Annotated in this window: 25 protein-coding genes; 4 read left to right on the forward strand and 21 right to left on the reverse strand. The window is 46.7% G+C overall.

Annotated features, from left to right (window positions below; genetic code table 11):
• Positions 1-239: 239 nt before the first annotated feature.
• From ACJMM4_RS07815 to ACJMM4_RS07840, 6 genes are all read right to left on the reverse strand, one after another.
• Positions 240-1,130 (reverse strand): Rpn family recombination-promoting nuclease/putative transposase, encoded by an 891-nt coding sequence (locus ACJMM4_RS07815; protein WP_405380217.1) that lies wholly within the window; start codon positions 1,128-1,130, stop codon positions 240-242.
• 429 nt (positions 1,131-1,559) lie between these two features.
• Positions 1,560-2,396, reverse strand: a complete 837-nt coding sequence (locus ACJMM4_RS07820) for a pyruvate, water dikinase regulatory protein (RefSeq protein WP_405380241.1) — start codon at positions 2,394-2,396, stop codon at positions 1,560-1,562.
• A complete protein-coding gene (locus ACJMM4_RS07825) occupies positions 2,377-3,045 on the reverse strand; it encodes a helix-turn-helix transcriptional regulator (RefSeq protein WP_405380219.1) in 669 nt (222 codons plus the stop codon). The genes ACJMM4_RS07820 and ACJMM4_RS07825 overlap by 20 nt, the downstream gene beginning before the upstream one ends.
• Before the next feature lie 330 nt (positions 3,046-3,375).
• Positions 3,376-4,161, reverse strand: coding sequence for an ABC transporter ATP-binding protein (locus tag ACJMM4_RS07830; protein ID WP_405380221.1), 786 nt, complete (start codon positions 4,159-4,161; stop codon positions 3,376-3,378).
• A complete protein-coding gene (locus ACJMM4_RS07835) occupies positions 4,161-5,183 on the reverse strand; it encodes a FecCD family ABC transporter permease (RefSeq protein ID WP_405380223.1) in 1,023 nt (340 codons plus the stop codon). The genes ACJMM4_RS07830 and ACJMM4_RS07835 overlap by 1 nt, the downstream gene beginning before the upstream one ends.
• Positions 5,173-6,132, reverse strand: a complete 960-nt coding sequence (locus ACJMM4_RS07840) for an ABC transporter substrate-binding protein (protein ID WP_405380225.1) — start codon at positions 6,130-6,132, stop codon at positions 5,173-5,175. The genes ACJMM4_RS07835 and ACJMM4_RS07840 overlap by 11 nt, the downstream gene beginning before the upstream one ends.
• A gap of 334 nt (positions 6,133-6,466) precedes the next feature.
• Between ACJMM4_RS07840 and ACJMM4_RS07845 the strand changes: the two genes are divergently transcribed.
• The 3 genes from ACJMM4_RS07845 to fba are packed head-to-tail and all read left to right on the forward strand — an operon-like array spanning position 6,467 to position 8,328.
• Positions 6,467-6,676: a DUF896 domain-containing protein gene (locus tag ACJMM4_RS07845; protein WP_405380227.1), complete on the forward strand. Its 210-nt coding sequence runs from the start codon at positions 6,467-6,469 to the stop codon at positions 6,674-6,676.
• A gap of 34 nt (positions 6,677-6,710) precedes the next feature.
• The gene (locus ACJMM4_RS07850) at positions 6,711-7,340 is read left to right on the forward strand and encodes an RluA family pseudouridine synthase (protein ID WP_405383909.1); all 630 of its coding nucleotides are present in this window, start codon (positions 6,711-6,713) and stop codon (positions 7,338-7,340) included.
• 58 nt (positions 7,341-7,398) lie between these two features.
• A complete protein-coding gene (gene fba / locus ACJMM4_RS07855; protein ID WP_405380231.1) occupies positions 7,399-8,328 on the forward strand; it encodes a class II fructose-1,6-bisphosphate aldolase in 930 nt (309 codons plus the stop codon).
• A 114-nt stretch (positions 8,329-8,442) separates the two neighbouring features.
• Here the strand turns inward: fba and ACJMM4_RS07860 are convergent, their stop codons facing one another.
• Genes ACJMM4_RS07860 through ACJMM4_RS07870 form a run of 3 tightly spaced genes read right to left on the reverse strand, consistent with a single transcriptional unit; the run spans position 8,443 to position 11,942 of the window.
• Positions 8,443-10,395: a TRAP transporter permease gene (locus ACJMM4_RS07860; protein ID WP_405380233.1), complete on the reverse strand. Its 1,953-nt coding sequence runs from the start codon at positions 10,393-10,395 to the stop codon at positions 8,443-8,445.
• A 31-nt stretch (positions 10,396-10,426) separates the two neighbouring features.
• Positions 10,427-10,960, reverse strand: a complete 534-nt coding sequence (locus ACJMM4_RS07865) for a DUF1850 domain-containing protein (RefSeq protein ID WP_405380235.1) — start codon at positions 10,958-10,960, stop codon at positions 10,427-10,429.
• A gap of 13 nt (positions 10,961-10,973) precedes the next feature.
• Entirely contained in the window at positions 10,974-11,942 is a 969-nt protein-coding gene (locus ACJMM4_RS07870; RefSeq protein WP_405380237.1) for a TAXI family TRAP transporter solute-binding subunit, read from the reverse strand.
• A 241-nt stretch (positions 11,943-12,183) separates the two neighbouring features.
• On the opposite strand from ACJMM4_RS07870, the gene ACJMM4_RS07875 reads away from it, so the two are divergent.
• On the forward strand, positions 12,184-12,543 hold the full coding sequence (locus ACJMM4_RS07875) for a hypothetical protein (RefSeq protein ID WP_405380239.1): 360 nt from the start codon (positions 12,184-12,186) through the stop codon (positions 12,541-12,543).
• Between the two features lie 123 nt (positions 12,544-12,666).
• Here ACJMM4_RS07875 and ACJMM4_RS07880 read toward each other — a convergent pair whose 3' ends face one another.
• The 12 genes from ACJMM4_RS07880 to murD form a co-directional block, all read right to left on the reverse strand.
• The gene (locus tag ACJMM4_RS07880) at positions 12,667-14,031 is read right to left on the reverse strand and encodes a hemolysin family protein (RefSeq protein WP_405383889.1); all 1,365 of its coding nucleotides are present in this window, start codon (positions 14,029-14,031) and stop codon (positions 12,667-12,669) included.
• Positions 14,032-14,220: 189 nt separating this feature from the next.
• The gene (locus ACJMM4_RS07885) at positions 14,221-15,225 is read right to left on the reverse strand and encodes a TAXI family TRAP transporter solute-binding subunit (protein WP_405380376.1); all 1,005 of its coding nucleotides are present in this window, start codon (positions 15,223-15,225) and stop codon (positions 14,221-14,223) included.
• Between the two features lie 40 nt (positions 15,226-15,265).
• Positions 15,266-17,206: a TRAP transporter permease gene (locus ACJMM4_RS07890; RefSeq protein WP_405380374.1), complete on the reverse strand. Its 1,941-nt coding sequence runs from the start codon at positions 17,204-17,206 to the stop codon at positions 15,266-15,268.
• Positions 17,207-17,306: 100 nt separating this feature from the next.
• Positions 17,307-18,062, reverse strand: coding sequence for a heparan-alpha-glucosaminide N-acetyltransferase (locus ACJMM4_RS07895; protein ID WP_405380372.1), 756 nt, complete (start codon positions 18,060-18,062; stop codon positions 17,307-17,309).
• Positions 18,063-18,128: 66 nt separating this feature from the next.
• Positions 18,129-19,205, reverse strand: a complete 1,077-nt coding sequence (gene ftsZ / locus ACJMM4_RS07900) for a cell division protein FtsZ (protein ID WP_405380370.1) — start codon at positions 19,203-19,205, stop codon at positions 18,129-18,131.
• Between the two features lie 103 nt (positions 19,206-19,308).
• Positions 19,309-19,641 (reverse strand): small basic family protein, encoded by a 333-nt coding sequence (locus tag ACJMM4_RS07905; RefSeq protein ID WP_405380368.1) that lies wholly within the window; start codon positions 19,639-19,641, stop codon positions 19,309-19,311.
• Positions 19,638-20,348 carry a DUF881 domain-containing protein gene (locus ACJMM4_RS07910; RefSeq protein WP_405380366.1) on the reverse strand — a complete coding sequence of 237 codons (711 nt, stop codon included), beginning with the start codon at positions 20,346-20,348 and terminating at the stop codon, positions 19,638-19,640. The genes ACJMM4_RS07905 and ACJMM4_RS07910 overlap by 4 nt, the downstream gene beginning before the upstream one ends.
• Positions 20,348-21,136, reverse strand: coding sequence for a cell division protein FtsQ/DivIB (locus tag ACJMM4_RS07915; protein WP_405383891.1), 789 nt, complete (start codon positions 21,134-21,136; stop codon positions 20,348-20,350). The genes ACJMM4_RS07910 and ACJMM4_RS07915 overlap by 1 nt, the downstream gene beginning before the upstream one ends.
• A gap of 20 nt (positions 21,137-21,156) precedes the next feature.
• The gene (locus ACJMM4_RS07920) at positions 21,157-22,095 is read right to left on the reverse strand and encodes a D-alanine--D-alanine ligase (RefSeq protein ID WP_405380362.1); all 939 of its coding nucleotides are present in this window, start codon (positions 22,093-22,095) and stop codon (positions 21,157-21,159) included.
• The gene (gene murC, locus ACJMM4_RS07925) at positions 22,092-23,492 is read right to left on the reverse strand and encodes a UDP-N-acetylmuramate--L-alanine ligase (protein ID WP_405380360.1); all 1,401 of its coding nucleotides are present in this window, start codon (positions 23,490-23,492) and stop codon (positions 22,092-22,094) included. The genes ACJMM4_RS07920 and murC overlap by 4 nt, the downstream gene beginning before the upstream one ends.
• A gap of 12 nt (positions 23,493-23,504) precedes the next feature.
• Complete coding sequence (gene murG / locus ACJMM4_RS07930) at positions 23,505-24,608, reverse strand: undecaprenyldiphospho-muramoylpentapeptide beta-N-acetylglucosaminyltransferase (RefSeq protein WP_405383893.1); 1,104 nt, start codon at positions 24,606-24,608, stop codon at positions 23,505-23,507.
• A gap of 16 nt (positions 24,609-24,624) precedes the next feature.
• Complete coding sequence (gene murD / locus ACJMM4_RS07935) at positions 24,625-25,980, reverse strand: UDP-N-acetylmuramoyl-L-alanine--D-glutamate ligase (protein ID WP_405383895.1); 1,356 nt, start codon at positions 25,978-25,980, stop codon at positions 24,625-24,627.

A 25,980-nucleotide genomic window follows, 5' to 3' on the forward strand; every position in this document is an offset into this window, starting at 1 on the left:
GATTACGTCAGTGAATTTGTTGAGAAATTACCGTTGTATATTCAACGGGCTATTTTGGTGCGCTAAAATTAGCTGAAATATTGAGTTTTCAAGGAGCAAAATGTGTTTTTGCAGTATTTTTCATGTGGGAAGTTTTAGTAAATAATAAAAATAGAGGTTAGCGTACTAAACTTCCGCCTAGTACCCTAACCTCTTGTTTTATTTGGAGCTAGAAGGCCCGTGCCTTCCAAGTAGGCAGCCTATACTGAAATAGCCTTAACCTGTTCAAGAGTGAGCTCCGTAAGCTCCGCAATTTCTTCGTCGCTCATAGTCTTACTGCGTTTGAGATTGGTGGCTATAGTTAAAGCCTTTTGCAGCATACCACGAGCTTCGCCCTCTGCTCTGCCGCGTTCTTCGCCACGAGCTTCACCACGTGCCTCGCCTAATCTAGTAGCTTCTTTCAAGAAATCATACACAGTAACGTCACCTCCGTTATTCTTTTCACCAAAGTGTAAATAGTTTGGATTATCCGTAATTACTGACAACAGTTGAAATGTTTCGTAAGGATGTTTGATAGAAATATTCAGTACGTCATCATTCATCCTAGTAACATTTTGCATATAAGTGTTAGCGATAATCTTATAGTCACTAGTAAGCAGTTTTAGCTGTTCTTCCGTCATATGGGCAACTTCTAAAACATTGATTTTGTAGTCATTTACAAATGGCTTGATTACATCCGGTACATCTAAACATTCTAGTAAAGTTTTGTTATAATTCCAACGCCTTTTGCCGGAATACAAAATAACGCTGACTACAGGATAGCGTTTCTGCCTGTGCTTATTGAGCAGTTGAGCTCTGTAGGCAGCACCATCATAAGCAATCATCCTTAACGGCATATCAATATCGATTTCCGTTTGGTTTTCTACACCGATTAAGGCCAGAATTGCGTTACCATCTTTCCAGTACTTTGCCACATCTCGGTGCAGTTCATGTACTTTCTCATTAGCGTCATACATATAAGTTGTTGGCGCATCCTCCAAGGCTTCTGGTTTAATAACCTGCCTGCCATCATAGAGGAAGTTGTTAATGATGTCGGCAAAGACATCATTTTTGGACAAAAGCGCTTTTTCGGCAATGTCTTTTGCACCCAATAGTTCTCACCCTTTCTTGAAACACGAAAGTTTTTCGGAGGATGATACTACTATTGGCTTTTGCAAATCGTTGGTGCAGATTTAGGCACAGTAGCAGCATCATCCCTTTTACAGGACCAACGTAAATCGATACTACTACCGAAGCCACTTCTGCAACGGTTTTTAACATTTAGCAAATCGCTAAATCAAACTCTCTCACGAGAGCCATGTGCACTTCCATCTTAGGGGTGCGCCCACTTTACGTTTCAAGTTTAGTATAGCACAGTTGGGTGAGTTTGTAATGTGAAATTTAGAAGGAGAGATTATAGTTTGCTTCCGTAAATTTTAATCAAAACTTTCAATTGCAAGTTTTAATTAACAATACCACTTTTCGAGGATGTAGACAAAAACAAGGCTGGAGCTTTCGCTCCAGCCTCTTTTCTAGCCATTTTACAGTTCGTGGTGTCTTTCTTTGTTCTTGCGCACGTACTCCATAATAATGCCTGCAGTTTCTTCAATAGCGCGGTTGGACACATTGATGATTTGGCAGTGCAGACGGCGCATAATGCCTTTAGCATAAGTCAACTCTTCATTGATGCGCTGCATATCAGCATATACAGCAGTGTCGGACAAGCCCATAGTCTTCAAGCGTTCGCTACGGATTTCGTTCAGCTTAAAGGGGTCAATCAAAAGACCGATAATCTTATAGGGAGGAACCTTGAACAACTCTTCAGGAGGAGCCAGCTCAGGCACCAAAGGTACATTGGCAACCTTAATCTGCTTATGCGCCAAATACATGGACAGCGGTGTTTTGGAAGTACGGGATACGCCGATAATAACCACATCCGCCTTCAACAGACCTAAGGGATTCTTACCATCGTCATATTTAACAGCAAATTCTACAGCTTCCACGCGTTTGAAATACTCATGGTCCAAGCTGTGGATCAAACCTGCTTGGTTGCGAGGCAAAAGACCAGTGCTCTTCTCAATAGCCTTGATCATGGGCCCCAATACGTCCACAACCTCCACATCCATAGCCAAAGCTCTGTCAGCCATGTGCTCGCGCAGTTCCGGAGAAACAATAGTGTAGCACACTACAGCCTTGTTTTCCGCAGCTTCTTCTATAACTTTATCAATCTGCTCCTTGTCCTTTACATAAGGTACACGGATAACATCAAACTTTTCCTCTACAAACTGACTGGTGGTAGCCTTTACTACAGATTCAGCAGTTTCACCAATAGAGTCGGACACAGCATAAATAATTGGATTAACCTTCGGTAGTATGATAATTACCTCCCTTACCTTCTGCCAAATCCACCAGCAAACGGGTGAAATTGGTCTTTGTAATGCGGCCTGTAACTTGGTACTGCCGTTTGTTTTCATCCACAACCTTGACTACAGGCAGACAATCGATTTCATTATCAATCAGTCTGCGGGCTGCGCTGGCGGCAGGTTCATCTGCCACAGCCACAATAATTTTGGAGATGGGCGTCATCACCATCACCACGGGAATATCCCGCAAATCGCTGTTATTGATAGCAGCCTTCAACAAATCCTTACGGGACACGATACCGGTCAGCAGACCATTTTCGTCTAACACGAAAACCGTACCTACATCCTCCAAAAACATGGTAACCACTGCCTCATAAGCGCTCTTGTCGTTGGCAATGGCCACAGGCACGGACTGCAAATCCTGTACCTCGATGGCAGAAATTTCCTCCATCAGCATGCCTAAAGTATTTTTACCTGTATAGAAGTAGCCTACCTTGGGGCGGGCATCCAGAATGCCGCCCATAACCAGGATGGCCAAGTCGCTGCGCAGGGCAGCCCTCGTAACGTTAAGCCGCTCTGCAATATGCTCGCCGGTAATGGGACCGTCGAGACGTACTATCTCAGCTATCTGTTTTTGCCTATTGCTCAGAGAAATGATCCTCACACCCTTTCCTATACTTCTTTTTAGGTATAGTATACACTATTTGCTCAAAAATTGCTAGTTTTAGTCATAAATAAATTGCATATAAATTACACAAAAAGGCTAGGACAAAGTCAGTCATTATTGCCATATCCCTAGACGAATCATTGCGATTTTAGCTCATAAGTGCTTAGAATCACCGAAGTGAAGCGAACCGAGTAATAACTTGTTTTTAGAACAAGATCGGCCGCGAATCTTCGTTGTGATTCTGCACGAAATGAGCGCTAAGAAATCGCACGTGAGTCGGGATATGGCAATATGACTATACATACCCTAGCCATTTCAATATCAATATTATCTACATAAATCCACAGGCACCAAAGCGCGCAGTCCATTGCTACAGCTAAACTCGTCCGCCTGCACGCGGAACACATCCGCCAAAAGCCCTGAGGTAACCATTTCCCTTGGCTCGCCACTGGTCACCAAGCGTCCTGCTTTAATTACAGCCACGTAGTCAGCGTACTGGATGGCGTGGTTCAGCTCATGGATAACCATTACTACGGTCAGCCCCAGTTCCCGGTTCAGCTTCACTAAAAGCTGCATAACCTCCAACTGGTGGCAGATATCCAGATAAGTAGTGGGCTCGTCCAACAGCAGCACTTGGGGCCGTTGCGCCAAAGCCATGGCAATCCACGCCCGTTGGCGTTCGCCACCACTCAAAGTATGCAGCAAACGCTGGCGCATCCCCGCCATATTGGTCTGCTCCAACGCCCATGCCACGTGCTCCGCATCTTCCTTACTGCTGCGTCCGAAGAAACCGCGGTGGGGGAAACGCCCCATCTCCACCAAATCCTGCACGTTCAAATCCGTAGGTGCTTGGGGGGATTGGGTCAGAATCGCCAAACATTGGGCAAACTCCCGCTGGCTGAACTCGTTAATAGGTCTGCCTTTAAAAGTAATCTCGCCCTTTTGTACAGGCAGAATCCGGGAAATAGCCTTCAGCGTAGTGCTTTTGCCACAGCCGTTGGGCCCGATAATCGCCGTAATTTTGCCTTCAGGAATCTGCAAGGATAAATCATGGACGATAGTTTTTTTATTAATACCGATGTCAATATGTTTTGCTTCTAAAATGGCAGTCATCAGATTTCCCTCCTTAACAAGAATAAAAAGAAGGGCGCACCTAAAAACGCCATAATAATGCCTACAGGCAGCTCAATAGGCGCAAACACCACTCTGGCGAAAGTATCGCTAAAGGTGATGGTGGCAATACCCAAAAGTGCGGAAGCAGGCAGCAAGAAGCGATAGTCGCTACCGATAAGCAGTCGCGCCGCATGAGGTACTACCAAGCCTACAAAGCCCAACAAACCTACAACACTGACAGCACTGGCAGCCAAAAGCGCCGCAATCGCCGTCAGCACAATCCGTGTCACTTCTACGTTAATACCCAAGCCTCGCGCCATTTCGTCACCCAACTGTAGGACGTTCATATAGGCAGCACTGGCGAAAGCCAAAAGCAGACCGATAATAGCGTAAGGCAGAATAATCTGCACATGGGGCCAACTACGAGCCGCCAAGCCGCCCACCATCCACATCAGGGCACCGTGGACACGGTCGCTGTAAAAAATCATCAGGCCGCTAATGCCTGCGCTTAAAAAGGCGGACACGGCAACGCCTGCCAAAATCATACGCACAGGCTTAATACCGTTCTTCCATGCCAAAATATAAATACACACTGCCGCCAGCATCGCCCCGATAAAGGCTACTGGGGTAATCAAATATTCCAGCGCAGGGAAAAGAATCATAATCACTACGCCTGCCAAGCCTGCGCCGCTGGAAATACCGATAATATGAGGATCCGCCAAGGGATTGCGCATAATGGACTGCAAAATCGCACCGGACAGGGACAGGTTAATGCCCACTAACGCTCCCACGATAGTACGGGGCATACGGATATTCCAAATAATCTGGCTTTGGGGATCCGTCCCCGGGTGCAGCAAAATCTCCACAATCTGCTCTAAAGAAATAAAGCTGGAACCTTTTGCTAAACTTAAAAATGCACCTGCCAACGCCAGGAGCAGGAAAAACGTCAACACACCGCAGCGCCACAAGCTACGGCTAATGCCCCAATGCTCCACCGCTGCATCTAAATCTTTATTTGCCATCTTCAAAAACCTCAGGATAAATTCGTTGCGCCATATACTTTACTGCTTCCGGATAGCGCAATCCGGGATTAATCAGGAACAATTGCTCCGGTAATACATACACCTTGCCCTGCTGCACAGCCTGCAGACTGTTCCAAGCAGGATTATTCTTAAAATCCAAGCGCAGACGGTTCTCGATCTCGTCCGCCTTGCCCATGGAAGTAATAAAAATCACATCGGGATTCTGGTGTACCAAACTTTCCATGCTGTAAGGCGTTTTCTCGCTCTTGCCTTTTAGCGCCGCTGCCGCCACATTCTCAAAGCCCAGGATATCGCTAACGCAGCCTGCAATACTGCGACTGCCTTCCACCGTCACGCTGCTTGCCGTGGCATGCATAATCACCACGCGTTTGCGCTCCTTGGGCAGTTTAGCCTTTACTTTGGCAATCTGCTCGTCTAAAAAAGCGTTCTCTGCCGCAGCTTTGTCCATAGTGCCATAAACATCTCCCAACACTGTAACCGTATGCTTGATTTCGTCATAAGTCTTGGCATCCAAAACAATTACAGGCACATTATTGGATTTAAGCAAAGGGAGAAATTTTTCGTGGTGGTTCTTCCCCGCCAGCACTAGGTCAGGGCGCAGTGCCAGCAAGCTTTCCATATTCACATTATACACAAAGCCAACTTCAGGCACAGCAGCCATGGACTGAGGCACAGTGCCTACACGGGAGGTGGCACGCCCCACAATTTTGCCGCCCACTGCTTCAATCATGCCCAAATAAGAAGGACTCAGGCTCACGACGCGCTCAGGCTTTTTCGCTAACGACACTTGGCTGTTGGCCGCATCCGTAAGCTGCAAATAAGGCTTGCCAGCTGCAGCCTGCGTACCTTGGGCAGCATTGCCGCCGCAACCGCACACAGCAAAAAACGCCGCACACAAAGCTACTGTCAAAAGCTTTCTTAGCACCATCGCGACCACCTTTCCATTGCGATAACTATTCTTATTAACACTGCTTTTATGTTAGCACAAACAGCTAATATAGTCAATGCTACATAGGATAAGAGTGTAATAATTATGCCCCGTTACAGGAAAACTTCTAACCGAAGCAACTCTGTACGGGGCATTTTTTCTAAAAAAATTACAACTTATTCTAATTATCTTTAGTAGTGCGCAGGCTTTCCAAACCTTGGAGCAGGGTTTGGCGATAGCCTGCAAAAATCAAGAAAACAGGGCGACTTGCATACTCATAGCCCCTTTGCTATAATATTAGCCAGTAAACAGCTTTATGAAAGGAGTCCCAAACATGACTAAGGAAATGACTTTTGAAGAAAAAATTCAGCGCATCAATGCTTTAGCTCATAAGAAAAAAACCGAAGGTTTGACCGCTGAGGAACAAGCAGAACAAAAAGAATTATATAAATGGTATTTAGGCAACATTCGCCAATCCTTAAAGGCGCAACTGGACAACATCGAAGTGGTAGAAGAAACCACCACTACCACCATTCTCCACTAAAATGGAAACTCTGCCCACACGTCTTACCCAAGGAATGATCGCCTATGAGGATGACTACCTTTTGGTGATTGATAAACCTGCAGGCATGCTGGTACACCCCACCGTTAGTGAACGAGGCGGCACCCTCTATGATTTGGTACAGGCATACTACCAAGAGCATCGGATTACTGCGGACATTCATCCTGTATCCCGTTTAGACCGCAACACCTCCGGGTTGGTGATTTTTGCCAAAGAGCCTGTGGTGCAGTTCTGGCTGAGCCAGCAGGATGTGACGAAAGAATATCTTGCCATTGCCACAGGCCACGTAAAAAATGCTGCAGGCATTATCGAAGCCCCCATCGCCCGCAAGGAAGGCAGCATCATCGAACGCTGCGTGGATTATGAGCGGGGCAAGTACGCCAAAACTGCCTACAGCGTTATGGGCTACTATGGTGCCAACACGCTGCTGCGCTTACGCCTTTTTACAGGGCGCACCCACCAAATCCGCGTTCATTTGGCACATATAGGGCATCCACTTGTCAACGATAACCTTTACGGTGAACCGGGACCCCAGGCACGCCATGCACTCCACGCCTACCGTTTAGCCTTTACCCATCCTGTAGGCGATACCAAATTAGAAATTACCCGGGCAATACCTGCAGATTTGCGAAAAATTCTATACTAAATCACAAATAGTGTGCTATAATTATAGTAGTACAATAAAAATATGAGGAGGAAATCTAATGCCTTTAGTTACTTCTACCGAAATGTTCAAAAAAGCCTATGAAGGTCACTATGCAGTAGGCGCCTTCAACGTTAATAACATGGAAATTATCCAAGGCATCGTTTCTGCTGCCCAACAAGAAAAATCTCCCTTGATCCTGCAAGTTTCCGCAGGCGCTCGCAAATACGCTAACCACATCTACCTGATGAAATTGGTTGAAGCTGCAGTGGAAGACACCGGTCTGCCCATCTGCCTGCATTTGGACCATGGCGAAGATTTTGAAATCTGCAAAGCCTGCATCGACGGTGGCTTCACCTCCGTTATGATCGATGGTTCCAAGCATCCCTTTGAACAAAACATCGAAATGACCCGCCGTGTAGTTGAATATGCTCACGAACGCGGTGTTGTTGTAGAAGCAGAGCTGGGCAAGCTGGCAGGCGTAGAAGACGCTGTTAAAGTTGCTGCCAAAGATGCTACCTACACCGATCCTGACCAAGCTGTAGAATTTGTTGAACGCACCGGTTGCGACTCTTTGGCTATTGCTATTGGTACCAGCCACGGCGCATACAAATTCAAAGGCAAACCGGAACTGGACTTTGCTCGTCTGGAAAAAATCACCAATATGCTGCCCGGTTATCCCCTGGTTCTCCATGGTGCATCCACCGTTATCCCTGCTTTCGTAGAAGAATGCAACAAATACGGCGGCAAACTGGACGGCGCTCAAGGCGTTCCTGAAGATATGCTGCTGCAAGCAGGCAAATTCGGCGTTTGCAAAATCAACATCGACACCGACCTGCGTTTGGCAATGACCGCTTCCATCCGTAAACACTTAGTAGAAAACCCCGGCGATTTCGATCCGCGCCAATATCTGAAACCTGCCCGTCAAGCAATCCAAGACATGGTGGCTCACAAAATGCGCGATGTACTCAACAGCTCCAACAGACTGTAATAGCTACACAAAAAGTAAGACCCGAAGCATACGCTTTGGGTCTTTTTTATTGCCCCAAAAGAAAACTCCTCCCGCACTATGCGAGAGGAGTAAGAAACTTGTTAAAATGCTAACTTACAAATCTTCGGTTTGTTTAATAGCGCCTTTAACTTTATTAGTTTTTTGCCAGAAGAAGGCTGCCACGATCAGAGCAATACCAACACCATCGGTAATGGTACCGGGAATAATCATGCATACGCCACCGGCCAGGAACATCAATCTTTGCAGACTGTTCAGCAGGTTTTGGCAGAAGCCGATCATTGCCATGGATACGCCCCACATACCGATAATAGCGGTCAATGCGCTGTAGGTAATGGTCAAGGGAGTTGCGTTAATCATCAACAGTTCAGGAGCCAGAACGAAGATGTACGGTACGATGAAGGCCGCAATAGCCAGCTTCGCAGCAATAACGCCGCAACGCATGGGGTTAGCACCGGCGATACCTGCACCGGCATATGCTGCCAAAGCAACAGGCGGAGTAACGTCTGCAACGATGCCGAAGTAGAAAGCAAACATATGGGCTGCCAGTACGGGCACATTCATTTGAATCAGTGCGGGAGCAGCAATGGTAGAAGTAATTACGTAGTTAGCAGTAGTCGGTACGCCCATGCCCAGGATCAAAGAGGTGATCATGGTGAAGAACATTGCCGGAAGCAGTTGACCGCCTGCCAAATCCAGCAGAGCAGTTGCTACCTTCAGGCCAACGCCGGTTTTGGTAACTACGCCGATGATGATACCTGCAGTTGCGCAGGCAATCAGTACGCCAAGCACGCCTTTAGAGCCATCGATAAGACCCTGTACGATTTGCTTGGGAGTAATGCGGGTGGATTTACGCATGCAAGCACAGATAATGCTGAGAGCGATTGCTGCCAAAGCTGCGCGCATGGGGGTGTAACCGCTAACCAGCAGGTAAACGATTACAATCAGAGGAATAGCCAAATGGCCTTTTTCCATAAACAGAGTGGAGAATTTCGGCAGTTCTTCGCGAGGAGTACCTTTCAAGCCAAATTTCTTTGCTTCGTAGTGTACGCCCAGCCATACGCCGATATAGTACAACATAGCAGGAATAACTGCTGCTTTAACAACATCAAAATAAGGAACGCCAACAAATTCTGCCATCAAGAAGGCTGCTGCGCCCATTACAGGAGGCATCAGCTGGCCACCGGTAGAAGCAGCTGCTTCTACTGCACCGGCAAAAGCAGGACGATAGCCCAACTTCTTCATCATGGGAATGGTGAAAGCACCGGTACCGGCAACGTTACCTACGGAAGAACCGGATACAGTACCCATCAGACCGGAGGACAGAACCGCTACTTTAGCAGGACCGCCTGCTGCCCAACCTGCAATAGCATTAGCAAGGTCGATGAAGAACTTGCCCAAGCCGGTAGCTTCCAAATAGGAGCCAAAAAGGATGAACAGGTAGATAAAGGTGGAAGATACGCCCATAGGAGTACCAAAGATACCTTCTGTGGTGAAGAACAGGTGGTCAAACATTTCCTGCAGACCAACACCGCGGTGAGCCATAATACCGGGTACATAAGGACCAAAGAAAGCGTAAAGCAGGAAAGCAAAAGCAACAATAATCATCGGCCAACCAACAACACGACGTGCTGCTTCAAATACCATAACGGTACCGATCAAGCCTACAATAAAGTCCGTTTCCGTATTCATGCCTGCGCGCAGAACCAACTCATTGTAGTTCCAAACAATGTACAGGGAAGAACATGCGCTGACAACAGCGAAAACAACGTCAATAGGATTCATCTTGGTTTTGGACCAAGAACGACGGGTAGGATATAACAAGAAAATCAGCAGGAAGCCAAAAGCAAGGTGGATGGCACGTTGCAGATGCGCGTCCAAAATGCCGAAGGTTGCTGTATAAAGCTGAAAAGCTGCGAAAAGAATGCAAATACCGTTAATGATATAGCCCCACAGGCCGCTCATTTCACGCTTATTGGATTCTTTATCAAATTTTTGCAGTACCTCTTCTGCAGAAAGCTCTTGAATGTTCTTATCTTTCTCAGACATGCGGTATCGCTCCTCTCATAAAAAATCGTGATTAAAAATATTTTTCATACCAATAGCTGTATCGGTATTGAGCTTTTATCTTGAGAGCAGTACCCTGCCCATACATTTTAATTAAATCGTAACGCTGGCTGCCGTGGACCAATTGAGGCATTGCCTGCTCGGAAATACGCAGAGCCACCTCTTTATAGGGACGGTTCATAGTCAAATCAAACTTGCCGTCTTCGGTCATGGTCAGCTTGCCTTCGCTAGGCGAATAGGGATAACCCCAGCCCATGGATTCAAACCGCGTATGGGTCATGGTCATATCATTTACAGCATTTACTGTAAAATAATCGTTCCACTCCGTTTTTTCTACTGAATGGGTGAGACTGATGTGCCACTCCTCCCCCGGCGGCGCCGTAAAACAGAATGAGTCCCCCTCTTCCGGCACCACCGCCACTACAAGGCGGGTAGCATACCATGCTAAGAAAACTACACAAACAGTAACTAAAATTAAAAAACTCTTTACTGGGAAAAAAGACCGGGAGCCGGCGTTAGCCGGTTTCCGGTCTTTGAAGTTCGGCATAGTGAGTTAATCCTTATTTAGCGCCAAAGAATTTTTCAGCACCCGGGTTCAATTTAATGGACATACCGTCTTTAGCAGTCTCTTTGGAAATTGCATTAGCAGCGGAGTGAGCAGCTTTCATGCGATCCAGGTTGCCATACAATGCTTTAACAACTTGTTCGCCGGTAGCAGCGTCCATTTTGTCGGTAACTGCCAGCATGCATTTAACTGCAACTGCCGGAACGTCAGCTTCTTGTTTAGCATAGGTGCCTTTTTTAATGGTCAGCTTGGTGTAGAACGGATATTTAGCAATCAAAGCATCAGCTTTATCAGCTTCTACAGGAACCAGCACAACTTCGTTTTGAGTGGAAATATCTTGAATAGCAGCGGTCGGGTGACCTGCGGTTACGAAAGCAGCATCAACGTTGCCGTCTTTCAGAGCGGAAGCAGCTTCGCCGAAGGACAGGTATTGAACTTTAATGTCATCATATTTGATGCCATAAGCTTCCATAATTTGACGAGCGTTAGCTTCGGTACCGGAACCTGCAGCACCTACAGCAATACGTTTGCCTTTGAAATCAGCAACAGTCTTAATGCCGGATTTTTTCAAGGTAACGATTTGTACGGTTTCAGGATACAGGGTAGCCAAGCCTTGCAGGTTAGCAACTTTCTTGTCTTTGAACATTTCAGTGCCGTTTGCTGCATAGTAAGCAATATCGTTTTGGATGAATGCGATTTCTACTTTGCCTTGTTTCAACAGGTTAACATTGGCAACGGAAGCACCGGTAGATTGTGCGGAAGCGTTAGCACCGGGAATATTCTTGTTGAGAATATCTGCCAGAGCGCCACCCAGCGGGAAGTAGGTACCGGAAGTACCACCGGTAGCGATGTTGATGAATTTTTGAGCTGCAGGTTTTTTATCTTCTTTTTTATCTCCACCACAGCCGGCAATCATAGTTGCCATAACCATCATACCAAGTAAAAACGCTAAGATTTTTTTCATAAGATTCCCCTCCTTATTAATCGAATATGCGCCAAACAACCAAGCAACATATTTACCCATAGTATTCGTTATATTTTTGTAAAATCCTGCTAACAAAAATGTGAAATTGTATGTATACAAAATACTTTTGCAACTTTATGAGAAATTTGCCAACATGCATAAATTATGGTAAAATAAAGAAGTTATGACAAGCATTAGCTTTCTATATGAAGCAAATTAATTTATAAGGAGCATTAAAACCATGAGCAATGGCGCATACCAATTAAGATTAGTACGTACTTTATATCAAAACGTTTACGGCTGCATGCTGTACAACGAGAACCAACAACCTATCGGCCAACTGGAAATCGTTCCCAGCATTCCTTTGGACCGCAGCCAAGTTCCTGAAGACGCACCGGAAGTTCCGGCTTACCTGCTGGTAATCGTTAAAGACGCAGACATCAACAAAGACAACCTAATTGACTTTGAAGAACGCGCTTCCTACGCACTGCTGAAACGTTTCTCCACTGAAGCAATCAACTTCCAACACTGCCAATTCTACTATCCGTCCCCTGCTTTCATTTTTGAGCAACCGGATGCAGTTAGCGCTCCCCTGCAATAAGATAAGCAAATTAAGCAAGCAATGCTGCAGCTATGAGCAATTCGCCCTAGGCTGTAGCATTTTTATTTATATTATGACACGTACAAAAGGCATCCCCTGCTGCGCAAGGAATGCCTTTTAATTTTACTTTTTAGGTTCTTCCACAGGTTCGATATATTCTTCCTGCAAATCTTCGTGAATATTTTCCGGTTCGTGCAAAAGTTGGATACGCACACGGGTAATACGCATCTTGGCAACTTCTTCTACCGTAAATTGGGCAGCCGCAGTCTTCACCTGTTGCCCAACTTTAGGCGGATAGTCGATTTGGGCGTACAGCCAACCACCAATGGTATCGCAGTTTTCCGTATCCAGCTCCAACTCGAAGAAATCATTGACATCATCTAGGAGCATCTTGCCATCCACGGAATAGGTCTTATTACCCTTTTCCTCTACTTCCGGACGTTCTTCGTCGAACTCGTCTTGGATTTCGCCTACAATTTCTTCCAGGATATCCTCTACCGTCACCATGCCTGCCGTACCGCCGTACTCATCAATGAGCACCGCCAGCTGGCTGCGGTGGCGCTGCAGCATCTTCAGTAGCTTGCTAATGGGCAGGGACTCCGGCACTAACAGCACATCACGGGCAAGCTTGCGTAAATCAGGAGTTTCCCCCGCGTTCAACGCCCGCAATAAATCTTTAATATGCAGGAAACCGATGATATGGTCCTTATCCTCCGCACAAATAGGATAACGCGTCATGCGTTCATCAAGAGCAATCTTGATGTTTTCTTCCGCACTGTCCTCTAAATACAGACAGATCATATCCGTACGCGGCACCATAATATCGCTGGCGCGACGGTCGGAAAAATCAAAGACATTATCCAGATAAGTCAGCTCGGTTTTATCAATATAACCATGCTTATGGCTTTCTTCCATCAAAATACGGATTTCGTCCTCATTATGAGCCTCCTCCGCTTCGCTGGCAGCCTCTACACCCATACGGCGCAGAACCCAGTTTGCCACATGATTTAAGAACCAAACCGCAGGATACATCAGCTTATCAAACATCAGCAGGGGCCACGCCACAAAAAGCACAATCTGCTCCGTCTTCTGGATGGACAAAGATTTAGGCACCAGTTCGCCCAAAACAATGTGCAAAGCGGTGATAACACTAAAGCCCACCACAAAAGCAATGGTATGCTCCATTTGGGGAGAAAGGTTTACTAATTGGAAAAGAGGATGCAGCATTTGCGCCACAGTGGGTTCGCCAATCCAGCCCAAACCCAAGGAAGCAATGGTAATGCCCAACTGGGTTACGGACAGGAACGCGTCCAAATGCTCCGTTACCTTTTTAGCATGGACAGCACGCTGATTGCCTTCTTTAATCAAAGCATCCAAACGGGAAGGGCGCACCTTGACGATGGAAAACTCCGAAGCTACGAAAAAGCCATTTAAAGCAACTAAAAACAAAACAACAAGCAAGTTAAAAAGTATTATAAGATAGTCCAAGAAAATCTGCTGCTCCCATGAGGGAGACAGGCAGGTTCACCTCCAAAAATATATATTCGGTATATATTGTACCATAGCTTCCTATTAATGCAAAATAAAATATATACTGTAAAGAAGATTTTGCAAGAAATTTACAGCAAAAAACAGCCCCCGCCAAAAAACTGGCAGAGGCTGTCACTTTAGACGCGCTTATTTCAGTACGCCGATTTCTTTATAATATTTAGCAGCACCGGGATGCAGGGGCAGGTTAGCAATATCTTTCACAGCGTCTGCAGGTTTCAAACCTTTCAGATTCTTTTGTGCTTTGCCCAGTTCGTCGATATGCTCCCAGAAGGATTTGGTCAGCTTATAAACGGTGTCTTCGCTCAAATCATGACGGCAGAACATAACCATTTTAATAGCGGAAGTTTGGATATCTTTATCTTGGTTAGGATAGGTTTTAGCAGGAATAGTGTATTTTGCGTACCAAGGATATTTTGCTTGCAGTGCTTCAATGGTCTTGTCATCGATGTTAACCAGTTCGCAGTTAGCAGTCAAAGCTTGGGAAACAGCGGCAGCAGGAGCACCGGACATAATCCAAGCGCCGTCCAGGGTACCGTTTTGCAGCATTTCGGCAGCAGGACCGAAAGCAATCAATTCAGTCTTAATATCTTCCGGGAATTTCAAACCAACAGTAGTGAAGTGGTTTTGACATTCGTTGTAAACGGAAGAACCTGCAGCAGCAACAGCAAAGTGCTTGCCTTTAACATCAGCCAAGGATTTGATGCCTGCTTTTTTAGCAACAACTACTTGGTTGGGGTTCATGTACAAGCCACCGATAACCTTCAGATCCTTATAGGCATGACCTTTAAAGCTGTCAGTACCTTGTAAGCATTGCAGTACGTTGGAGCTAATAGCGATGGAAACTTGGGCTTCGTTGGTGGAAACCATGTTCAGGTTAGCAATACCGCCTGCAGAAGCTTGGCTGGATGCTTGCACACCGGGCACGTTCTTAGACCAGTTGTTGGTAATAGCAGCACCTACAGCGTAGAGAGCACCGGAAGCACCTGCAGTGGGGAAGTTAATCTTCACAATCTTAGCAGGTTCCTTAGCAGCTTCTTTCTTGCTGCCGCCGCAGCCGGCAACAACACCTGCCAGCATGGTTACAGCCAAAGCTGCACATGCAAGGCGTTTCCAAGTAGACATTTTTTTCATAGTAACATCTCCCTTTTTATTAATAAATTTTAATAAAAACTTATTTACGCAGATATTGCAACACAGCAACACCGGCAAAAGCACCAATACCGATAACGTCGGTCATTAAGCCCGGATACAGCAGCGTAGGCGCCAATGCAATCAGCACAATGCGTTCGATAATATTGCATCGTTTGAGGAACCAGCCCTCCAAGCCTGCAACCAAGCCTGCCGTACCCAAAAGAGCAGTGAACACTGCCCAAGCAGTAGTCGCCATAGTAGCAGTGGGATCCACGCCAATCAGCAGCACGGGATTATCCAGGAAGAAGAAGGGAATGATAAAGCCGATAATGCCTAAGCGCATAGCCCAAATGCCGGTCTTAGTCTGATCGGAGCCTGCAATACCGCTGGCAACATAGGCGCTGATGGCTACAGGTGGGGTAATATTGGACAAGCACGCGTAAATCAGGCAGAACAGATGGGAAGTAAGCGCCAGTACGCCTGCATCAATCAGCACGGGCACTGCTACCGCTTGTACGATAACGTAGGCCGCAACGCCGGGAACGCCCATACCCAAAATAGTGGACATAATCATAACTAAGAGGCCGGTGAGATAAATATTATTATTATCTACCAAGTAAAGGATTAAATAGCCCATGTTCAGACCCATACTGGTCAAAGTTACAGTGCCGATGATAACACCGATAATAACACAGCACACGCCTACGGCAATGGCGCCTTTAGCGCCTTCCACCGTTGCATCCAAAATAATCTTGGGAGTCATACGGGTTTCCTTGCGCAACCAGCTGGCAGCAATCGTGCCAAAGATGGAGAATACTGCAGCGTACAAAGGCGTATAGCCTGCAAACATCAGGCCGATAAGCATAACCAAAGGAATAACCAGATGGCCCTGCTCCTTCACTACCTTCATAGCGTTAGGAATATTTTCTTTAGACAGACCGGACAAGCCCAGGCGCATAGCCTCGAAATGTACCGCTAGCAGCAGGCCCACGTAGTACAGCAAAGCAGGCACTACGGAAGCAAGCATAACCTTGGTGTAGCTCAAGCCCAAAAACTCCGCCATAACAAAGCCTACCGCACCCATAATCGGCGGACAGAATTGACCGCCTGTGGAAGCAACTGCCTCGACAGCACCGGCAAATTCTTTCTTGTAGCCTGTCTGCTTCATCAAAGGAATGGTAATGGTGCCTGTAGTAGCAACGTTGGCTACAGCAGAACCGTTAATCATGCCCATCAGACCGGAAGCAAGCACTGCCACCTTAGCAGGGCCACCGGGAGTTTGGCCAACCAGAGTCAAGGAAAAATCGTTGATAAATTTAGAAAAACCGCTGTACTTTAAGTACGCTCCAAAAAGTACGAAGAGGAAAATGTAGGTAGCAGAAACGCCGATACCGGTACCAAGCACACCCTGAGTACCCCAAAACTGGGTAATCAGCACACGTTTCAGAGTGAAACCATTGTGACCAAGATAGCCGGGTAAATATTCGCCAAACCAATTGTAGGCAAGGAAAATCAAGGCAAGGACTGCCAAGTTGCCGCTGGCGCGCCGTGCCGCTTCAAAGACTACTAGAAGGGCAGCACCGGCAATCAGTACTTCTAAATCGTCTATCCGCCCACCAGTCATGGCGATACGGGGATAGTTTAAAATCAAATAAGCAAAGCTGCCTACGCCCACTACAATCAGCAGCATATCCCAAACAGGCGGCAGATTGCGGACACGTTTCTCCTTTTTATACGTGGGGAACAGCAAAAAGGTAAACAGTAAAAGGAAAATGCAGTGGATTGCGCGCAAGTCAATGGCGCTGATTACACCTAAAGTTGTAAAGTATATCTGAAAGGCCGCCCACACGCACAATAGCAGGATAATGATCTTGCTCATGGGGCCTTTATAAGTGCGCATCCGCGCTTCCGATTCCTGCTCTTCCAGCAGTGCTTGAGCTTTTTTATCTAGTTGCTCCTGCGTCACTTGTTTGTCATTCATGTACTTCTCTCCCTTAAAATAAACAGCTTCTAAAAAATTAGTGCATTTTCCCAATATTATACACCTTTTTCAAGAAATTTGTACAGTTTTTTATTACAGTTTAATGACCAAAATACAAATAGCATAACCCCAAGCACACCGGTTGATGCAAAAGGTAGATAGGCAGCGTGTGCCGTCCTACCGCAGAAAGCAGTGGCACATCGCTCGACGCGTACTGCTGCAACCACTGCCTGCCTTGGGCAAAAATGTATAGATAGTAACCGAAAAGGAACAACCCAAACCACGGTAGCAGTGGGAAATAGTCGGCAGAAACAAAGCCTGCATGTGGAAAGCCCAAAGGCGCCAAAAATTTCAACTCGTACAGCCACCCAGGCACGGCGAACTGCAAATTCACTGCGCTCCACCCCACGACTTCGTCCGTAATGCTGTTGCAAAAGCTGTAGACGAAAAGCCCCAGCCACATGCCTACGCTAGCAGGCAGACGCAGCATCCACTTATCCCACGCCCACATAAGCCACGCAGCGCAGCCCATAAAGTTCAAAATGCCGAAGTAAATAATTTCTTCCGGCATCAAAATTGCTGTGACCGCCGTAATTGCCAAGCCTAATAAATTCAACTGCAGCCCGCGGCGCAGGCAGTTTTCCCTGCCCATGTGCCACACAAAGCCTGATAAAGCAGCAAAAAGCCAACAGGTACCCACCCGCCACCAAGTAGCGAAAGCAGTATCATACCAGCCTTCATTCAAACCATAGATACAGTTCACATCATATAAAAAATGAAATACCACCACGCCTATAATCGCCAACCCGCGCAAAGCATCCAGCAACCCATAGCGTTGTCTAATCTTTTCCTGCATACAACCTCAAAATGATTCTAAAAAAGGACCGCCCTAGGACGGTCCTTAAAATTTACTATAAAATTTTTATCTGCGCAGCCAAGGCGGAATATCAGCGCCGCCGCTGAAGCCTTTAGCGGAAGTGCTATTATCGCCACTGCTTTCAGGATTCTTGATAGCAGTAGCCCCTTGCTTAATAGCGGGGTTCTTGCGTTCGAAACCGGTAGCAATAACAGTAACACGGATTTCGTCTTCCAATGCTTCATCAATTACAGCACCAAAGATAATGTTAGCGTTAGGATCAACGGCATCAGTAATAATTTGAGAAGCTTCAGTAACATCAAACAGGGACAGCTCTTTGCCACCGGTAATGTTGAACAGTACGCCTTGAGCGCCGTCCACAGATGCTTCCAGCAAAGGACTCTTAATAGCAGCTTCAGCCGCAGCCTTAGCACCGCCTTCGCCTTTAGCAGTACCAATGCCCATCAATGCGCTGCCTGCGTTAGTCATAATAGTCTTAACGTCAGCAAAGTCCGCATTAATCAAACCGGGTACGCCAATCAAATCGGAAATACCTTGCACGCCTTGACGCAGAACATCGTCGGCAATGCGGAAAGCATCCAACATGGAGGTTTTACGATCGATAACTTGCAGCAAGCGATCGTTAGGAATAGTAATCAAAGTATCAACTTTTTCCTTCAGCTTTACAATACCGTTTTCTGCTTGATTCATACGGCGACGACCTTCAAACATAAACGGTTTAGTAACAACGCCTACAGTCAAAGCGCCTACTTCTTTTGCACATTCAGCAACTACATGCGCAGCACCGGTACCGGTACCACCGCCCATACCAGCGGTTACAAAAACCATGTCCGCACCTTTCAGTGCTTCCACGATTTGGTCACGAGTTTCTTCGGCAGCCTTTTCGCCGATTTCAGGATTAGCGCCTGCGCCTAAGCCTTTAGTCAGCTTTTCGCCGATTTGGATTTTGTTTTCTGCCTTAGACAGGAGCAGTGCTTGCGCATCGCAGTTAACAGCAATGAATTCTACACCACGCACACCTGCAGCAATCATACGGTTTACAGCATTATTGCCGCCACCGCCGACACCGATAACTTTGATGTTAGCCAAGTTATCAAAAGTAGTTTCCACATCATCAAACATATTCTACGTCCCCCTTATTTATTGGGTCTCATTATTGAAACAAGATTCTAGATAACGTATATTTTCAACACTAGATATAATTTTTCCTGCAAGATTAAAAAAATTATTTTCCCATATACAGCCTACGGATAACACCGATGTTTTGAAAGACACGCATACCAAAAATCAGGATAGCGACCATGTAGAGATCGATGCCAATAAAATTGCTGGCATAGCAAAGGAAGGCTGCCAAAATACCATTAATAAAGAACCCTGTCATAAACACAATAGTATCGTATTTACTTTCCAAAGAAGCGCGGATACCGCCCAACACCGCATCTAAGCCTGCCATTACAGCAACGGCCAGCATACGCCCATACTCGGGAGGAACGCTGTACGGAAAGTATAGACCTGCTATCAACCCCACCACTAGGCCGATAATTGCTGCATAAATCATTTCTTTGCCTCCCCTTCTTCCGCTACGCTCTTGGCATATTCAAAGTTACGAGGAGCTTTTAAAGCAGGTATATGGATTTTTTTATCAGTTTTAATCTTTACTTGAATACCCCAAAACTCGAAGGTTTCCACTACGCCGCCACGCAGACGCAGGGCGCTGACTAATGTTTTGGGCGCGCCAATGGCCTTAATTACATAAGGCGGAGCACTGCGCACGTTATTTACGGAAACCGTGGGACCTGCGCAACGGATTTCACTCATGGCTATAATACGTTGATCATTAATGGAAATAGCCTCCGCTCCGGCAGCACGCAATTCGTTCAGTACCCTCAGCAAATCTTCATCGTGGATAATGTACAAATTGGGGTTCTCCCCTGCTTTTTTGGGAATATTGCTATCATCCAAAATAATTTCTACGCCTTCACCTTCTACATCCGTAGTCCCTGCCAAAAGTTTCATGCGCTCGATAGCGGGATCAGCAGCACGTTCTTTGTCAGCCAGGCGCAGAGTTGCGTTTTCCTCCTGCAAGCGCTTGTTTTCAGTTTCCATAACCTTCAAGCGCTCAGACAAGTCTTCTACCCTGTCCATACGGATGGACCTTTGCCTTTCTGTTGTCTTATATTGCACTGACAACATAAAACCCAGCACCATGAACACGATAGCAATAATAATCTTGCCCTTCAAATCCATAGTCAGTATTTCTTTCATTATTTTACTACCTCATTTTCTTTTTTAGGTACCAGCTTAATGTATGGTTTAGCAAAGGTTAAATCAATATACTCGGCTTGAATATTCTTATCTTTGATTTCGTTAAAGACGGTACGAAAAACTTCTACTTTCTCCGGCAATTTGGCAACAGGGCCCAAAAGAATGGGGAAACTATTGCGCATCCGCAGCTTGATTTCGCCACGATTATCCAAGGCTATCTCCGCCACTCTATCCCTAGCGTCACCGTCTATGCCGTTGAGAAAAACTAAAATATTGTGGACATCCTTATTGCCCACATCATCACCAATGTAGACATTACCGCATTTCGCACCCACCAAAATAGGAGCTTTAGCATCAGGGATGCCCGTGGTAACATTCATGATCATGCCTTGATAATCGACCTTCAAATAACTGCGGTAGGAGTTAGCGACGTATAAGGCAGGCTCGCGCTCCTGCACGTATACTTCCACATTTGCAGGCCAACGGTATTCTACCTTGGCATCACGAAAGCGGATATCATGGGTTAAAGCATCCTGCATCCTGTTCATACTCACATTGAAGAAATTGAAGGGAGGCGCGCTGCCACCCATTTTAATAGCTTCTTCCTCCGTCAGCAAGGCTGAACCATGAACGGTAATGCTGCCAAAAGCCAAATCCGGACGATGGATGTAGTTCCACCCCCAGTAACTGCCATAACCCAAAGCGGCTAGGACAGCCATAAGGCGCAGCAAGCGCCAACGCCGTCTACGCCTATGCTGGCGCAAACGCTCTTTAATCGTTTGTGACATTGCTGCACCTCCAATTTTTTTTATTTCGCGCTTAACAAAATGCGTTCACACAGGTCTGGGAAAGCAATACCTACAGCAGCTGCAGCTTTGGGAACAAGGCTGGTAGGAGTCATGCCGGGGATAGTATTGGCTTCCAACACGTAGCCTTGACCTTTTTCATCCAGCATTACATCCACACGGGCTACACCGCTGAGACCTAATACATGGTAGGTTGCCAAAGCCAAATCCTGTACATGTTTAGTAGTTGCCTCATCCAAAGGAGCGGGGCAATGGTAATCAGTTGCACCTTTAGTGTATTTAGAATGGAAATCATAAGCACCGCTGTGCGGAGCAATCCAAATTACCGGCAAAGGTTTAACCTCGCCCTTTTCTTCCATCAAAGCAACAGTCAGTTCTTTGCCTTTAATGCATTCTTCCGCAAGTACGTTGTCGGAATAAGTAAAAGCATCAGCAATAGCAGCTTCAATACCTTCTGCTTCCTTAACAATGGTTACACCGATGCTGGAGCCTTGGGTAGCAGCCTTGATGACTACAGGCAGACCAATTGCTTCCATAATGTGGGCACGAATTGCGGCAAGGTCGCCTGCTTCACGTTTATTGATAATCAGGCAACGGGGAGTTGCTACGCCTGCGGATTGCAAAAAGCGTTTGGTAGCAGATTTATCCATGGCTACAGCACTTGCCAATACACCGCAACCAGTATAAGGAATGCCTGCAGCTTCCAAAATGCTCTGCAGACGGCCGTCTTCGCCGTACTTGCCGTGTACTGCGTTAAATACAACTTTGGCGTTCATAGCGTGCAGCTGGGCGATCAAGCGGTCGGGAACCAGCTCCACCTCTTTGGCATTATAGCCTTTTTCTCTCAAAGCAGCAGCAATAGCGCCACCGGTAACACGAGAAATTTCTGCTTCGGAGGAAGGTCCTCCCAAAACAACTGCAACTACATCCTGCTTGTTCATTTTGCTTTACGCTCCAATTCTCTAACTAATTCTTCGCCAATTTTAAATACATCGCCTGCGCCGATAGTCATAATCAAATCGCCAGCGGTGGCATTAACTTCTAAATATTCCTCTGCCTTATTCAAGGAAGGTACGTACATAACTTCTTGACCCGTAGCTTGACGAATCCCCTCTGCCAGCTTTTCGCCGGTTACTCCGGGAATAGGATCTTCGCTAGCTGCGTAGATATCCGTAATAATCAGCTGGTCGCACTCTTTAAAGCAGCCGCAGAATTCATCAAACAGCAGCTTGGTACGACTATAGCGGTGAGGCTGGAACACGCACAGCAAACGCTCAGGCTTAGTTTGACGTGCAGCCTTCAAGGTTACGCCGATTTCCGTAGGATGATGGGCATAATCATCAACCACCCATACACCGTCTACTTTACCTTTGGTCTCGAAACGACGCTTAGCACCACCAAACTTCTTCAAAGAAGCTAAAATAGCAGGTACGGTAATTCCCATCTCTCTAGCTGCAGCAAAAGCACCTAAAGAATTCAGCACATTGTGACGACCGGGCACAACAAGGTGCACCTCCGTAACAAACTCGCCTTGGTAGTACAGTTTATAGGTAGTACCATTAACACCGTACTCCACGTCTTTCGCAATATAATCGGCTGTTTCGCCGTCTAAAGCGTAGGTAACTACAGTCTTATCAGTTTCACTAATCAGGCGGCGTACTTTGGCATTATCTGCACACAGCACTGCCTTGCCTCCGGGAACGATATTTCCCAGGAAATTTTTGAAAGCTTGATAAATATTTTCTTCTGTACCATAGTGGTCCAGATGGTCATCTTCGATATTGGTAACAACAGCCAAGTAAGGATTAAACTTCAAGAAAGAGCCATCGCTTTCGTCAGCTTCCGCTACCACGTAGGGACCTGCACCATTGCGGGCGTTGCCGCCCAAGCTGCTTACTTCGCCACCAATGACAATGGTGGGGTCAATACCGCTTTCAGCAGCAATACAGGAAATCATGGCGCTGGTAGTGGTTTTGCCATGGGCACCTGCCACAGCTACACCTTTCGCACCTTCTTTATTAATAATGGCTGCCAACACATCGCTGCGGTGCAGCACAGGAATACCTCGGTTTCTAGCGGCTACCAGTTCCGGATTATTGGGATGAATAGCCGTAGAAATAACTACTGCATCGGCATCATCCACTTGGCAGGCATCATGCCCCATAAAGACCATGGCGCCTTCCTCCGCCAAATGAGCGGAAGTGTGGCCTGCGTTTAAGTCAGAACCGCTGACATCATAACCGCGTTTAATCAGCACATAGGCAATAGCGCTCATACCGGCGCCACCAATGCCGATAAAGTGTATATTATGCAGATTAGCTAATTGATTGTTAGCCACTGGATACCCTCCCTAATCTTTAATCAGAGCCAAAGCCTGACGGGCAATGGTCTCTGCTGCCTGCGGCCTACCTAAAGCCTTTGCCGCAGCCTGCATTTTCTCTAATTCATTTACATGGAGCAGTAAATGCTCCACTGCCTCTAATATTTTATCGCCTGTAAGCTCTTTGTCCAAAATAACTTGCGCTGCACCTGTAGCAGCTACAGCACGGGCGTTAAACTCTTGATGATTTGCTGTAGCGTATGGATAAGGCACCAATACGGAAGGCACGCCTTTAGCCATCAGCTCTGCCAAACCAATAGCGCCGGCACGGAAAACTGCCAAATCAGCAGCCGCCAATGCCACGGGCATATTATGCAGATACGGTTTGATAATAATATTATCCGCTACACCACCGCGTTTTGCTACCTCCTGCATATAAGCGTCGTAGTTTACATCGCCTGTAGCATGAAGCACTTGCACCTCTCCTCTACCGGAAAGCGCAATTTCTGCCTCCAGCATCGCATTGTTAATGCTGCGCGCACCTCTACTGCCACCGGAAACAAGGATGGTCTTCTTCGCAGGGTCCAAGCCCAGTTCTTTATAGGCTTCTTCACGGGTGTGCTCCAAAATTTCCGTACGGATAGGATTGCCTGTATAGACAAGCTCTGCTTTGCCCTTGAAGAATTTGCCTGCTTCCTTATAGCCCAAGAAAACCTTGCGCACGTAGCGGGATAGAATCTTATTGGTAACACCGGGCATAGCGTTCTGCTCTTGGATACAGCAAGGAATTTTATGCAGCGCCGCCATAAAGACGATGGGACCGCATACATAACCGCCTGTACCGATTACAAGGTCAGGTCCTTCCTCGCTGATAATCTTATACGCATCGTAAAGACCGGTGAACAGCTTAAAAGCACTGCGCAAAGTATCAAAACTTAAACTGCGCTTAAAGCCTGCTACCTCAATAAATTTCAAGGGATAGCCATAGCGGGGGATAATATCCTTTTCCAAGCCTTGCTGTGTGCCTACGAAAATAATTTCTGCTGTAGGCTCCAGTTTCTTGATTTGATCAGCAATAGTTAATGCCGGATAAATATGGCCTCCGGTACCGCCACCGGATAAAATGACCTTCACGTTTATTCCTCCTCCCTTACAGGGGCAGGGACTGCACCAGCTCCTTAAAGCGGCGTCCGCGCTCAGGGTAGTTTTTAAACATATCGTAAGATGAACATGCGGGGGAAAGCAGCACCACTTGAGGCGGAACTGCCATAGCATAAGCTTTAGTAACAGCGTCCTCAAAGCTATCCGCCAGCACGATATTCTCCACACCTGCTGCTAACGCAGCCTTGTGGAAACGTTCCTTGGCTTCGCCCAACAAAATCAAGGCATCGCATTTTTCCTTTACCAAAGCCATCATGGGTGCCAAATCCGTCAGCTTGTCGTGACCACCTGCCAAAAGGATGATATGACCTTTAGGAAAGGCCTCCAAAGCTTTAATAGCAGAGTCTGTATTGGTGGCTTTGGAATCGTTATAATAAGGCACGCCCTTAATAGTCTTTACATATTCCAAGCGATGTTCAATACTACGGAAATTGCGCAACACATCTGCCATATCCTCTACAGACACACCGGCAAAGTAACCGCAGGCAATGGCTGCCAGTACATTTTCCTCATTATGACCGCCAAAAAGATGCAGCTCTTCAACGTTGCAGACAACTTCTGTTTTATTGTTCCATTTTATCACAAAATTACCATTTTGCATAAAAATTCCCGCAGGTAATTCAGTTTTTCTGCTGAAATAGCAAAGCTGCCCTTTAGTTTCCGCCCCCCAAGAGCGCACTTCGGGATCGTCATAGTTAAGTACCGTTACTTGAGCGGCTCCCTGCTGGCGGAAAATATTCTTTTTAGCTCCGCCATAAGCAGCCATAGTGTGATGGCGCTCCAAATGGTCAGGAGTGAGGTTCAGCACTACTGCAATATCAGGACAGAAGGTTTTAACCTTTTCCAGTTGGAAGCTGGAAAGCTCCGCTGCCAGCCACCCTTCCTTGGGCAGCTGCTCTACCTCCTTGGACAAAGCCAAACCAATATTACCGCCCACAGCACTAGGCACAGGCAGACGTTTGAACATCTCCCCTACAATACTGGTAGTGGTAGTTTTGCCGTTAGTACCGGTAATGGCAGCAATATGGCCGCCGTAAAGACGGTAGCCCAATTCAATCTCACTAATGGTCTCCACACCTTGGGCCTCTGCAAACAGCACGTTTTCACTATCGCAGGGAATCCCCGGTGAAAGCACCAAAAGCTCGGCAGAGCCGAGCGCTTTTTTATATGCATCTTTGCCCACAACCAGACCGCCGCCATGGGCAGCCAGTTGGGAAGTCAGCCCTGCATCAAGATTACAGGGCGTATCATTATACAAATAGACTTGTTGTCCACGTTTAGCCAGTACCTCTGCCGCACCACGGCCGCTGATACCGGCACCGTAGACCATAACAGCCTTTGCCAT

Origin of the sequence: Phascolarctobacterium sp. (assembly GCF_045124115.1) — a bacterium.
GTDB lineage: Bacteria > Bacillota > Negativicutes > Acidaminococcales > Acidaminococcaceae > Phascolarctobacterium_A.

Excerpts from the sequence above, each read along its gene's own strand:
- ACJMM4_RS07830 (WP_405380221.1), bottom strand. The coding sequence starts at position 4,161 with ATGACTGCCATTTTAGAAGCAAAACATATTGACATCGGTATTAATAAA.
- ACJMM4_RS07835 (WP_405380223.1), bottom strand. The coding sequence starts at position 5,183 with ATGGCAAATAAAGATTTAGATGCAGCGGTGGAGCATTGGGGCATTAGC.
- ACJMM4_RS07840 (WP_405380225.1), bottom strand. The coding sequence starts at position 6,132 with ATGGTGCTAAGAAAGCTTTTGACAGTAGCTTTGTGTGCGGCGTTTTTT.
- ACJMM4_RS07845 (WP_405380227.1), top strand. The coding sequence starts at position 6,467 with ATGACTAAGGAAATGACTTTTGAAGAAAAAATTCAGCGCATCAATGCT.
- ACJMM4_RS07850 (WP_405383909.1), top strand. The coding sequence starts at position 6,711 with ATGATCGCCTATGAGGATGACTACCTTTTGGTGATTGATAAACCTGCA.
- fba (WP_405380231.1), top strand. The coding sequence starts at position 7,399 with ATGCCTTTAGTTACTTCTACCGAAATGTTCAAAAAAGCCTATGAAGGT.
- ACJMM4_RS07860 (WP_405380233.1), bottom strand. The coding sequence starts at position 10,395 with ATGTCTGAGAAAGATAAGAACATTCAAGAGCTTTCTGCAGAAGAGGTA.
- ACJMM4_RS07865 (WP_405380235.1), bottom strand. The coding sequence starts at position 10,960 with ATGCCGAACTTCAAAGACCGGAAACCGGCTAACGCCGGCTCCCGGTCT.
- ACJMM4_RS07870 (WP_405380237.1), bottom strand. The coding sequence starts at position 11,942 with ATGAAAAAAATCTTAGCGTTTTTACTTGGTATGATGGTTATGGCAACT.
- ACJMM4_RS07875 (WP_405380239.1), top strand. The coding sequence starts at position 12,184 with ATGAGCAATGGCGCATACCAATTAAGATTAGTACGTACTTTATATCAA.
- ACJMM4_RS07885 (WP_405380376.1), bottom strand. The coding sequence starts at position 15,225 with ATGAAAAAAATGTCTACTTGGAAACGCCTTGCATGTGCAGCTTTGGCT.
- ACJMM4_RS07890 (WP_405380374.1), bottom strand. The coding sequence starts at position 17,206 with ATGAATGACAAACAAGTGACGCAGGAGCAACTAGATAAAAAAGCTCAA.
- ACJMM4_RS07895 (WP_405380372.1), bottom strand. The coding sequence starts at position 18,062 with ATGCAGGAAAAGATTAGACAACGCTATGGGTTGCTGGATGCTTTGCGC.
- ftsZ (WP_405380370.1), bottom strand. The coding sequence starts at position 19,205 with ATGTTTGATGATGTGGAAACTACTTTTGATAACTTGGCTAACATCAAA.
- ACJMM4_RS07905 (WP_405380368.1), bottom strand. The coding sequence starts at position 19,641 with ATGATTTATGCAGCAATTATCGGCCTAGTGGTGGGGTTGATAGCAGGT.
- ACJMM4_RS07910 (WP_405380366.1), bottom strand. The coding sequence starts at position 20,348 with ATGAAAGAAATACTGACTATGGATTTGAAGGGCAAGATTATTATTGCT.
- ACJMM4_RS07915 (WP_405383891.1), bottom strand. The coding sequence starts at position 21,136 with ATGTCACAAACGATTAAAGAGCGTTTGCGCCAGCATAGGCGTAGACGG.
- ACJMM4_RS07920 (WP_405380362.1), bottom strand. The coding sequence starts at position 22,095 with ATGAACAAGCAGGATGTAGTTGCAGTTGTTTTGGGAGGACCTTCCTCC.
- murD (WP_405383895.1), bottom strand. The coding sequence starts at position 25,980 with ATGGCAAAGGCTGTTATGGTCTACGGTGCCGGTATCAGCGGCCGTGGT.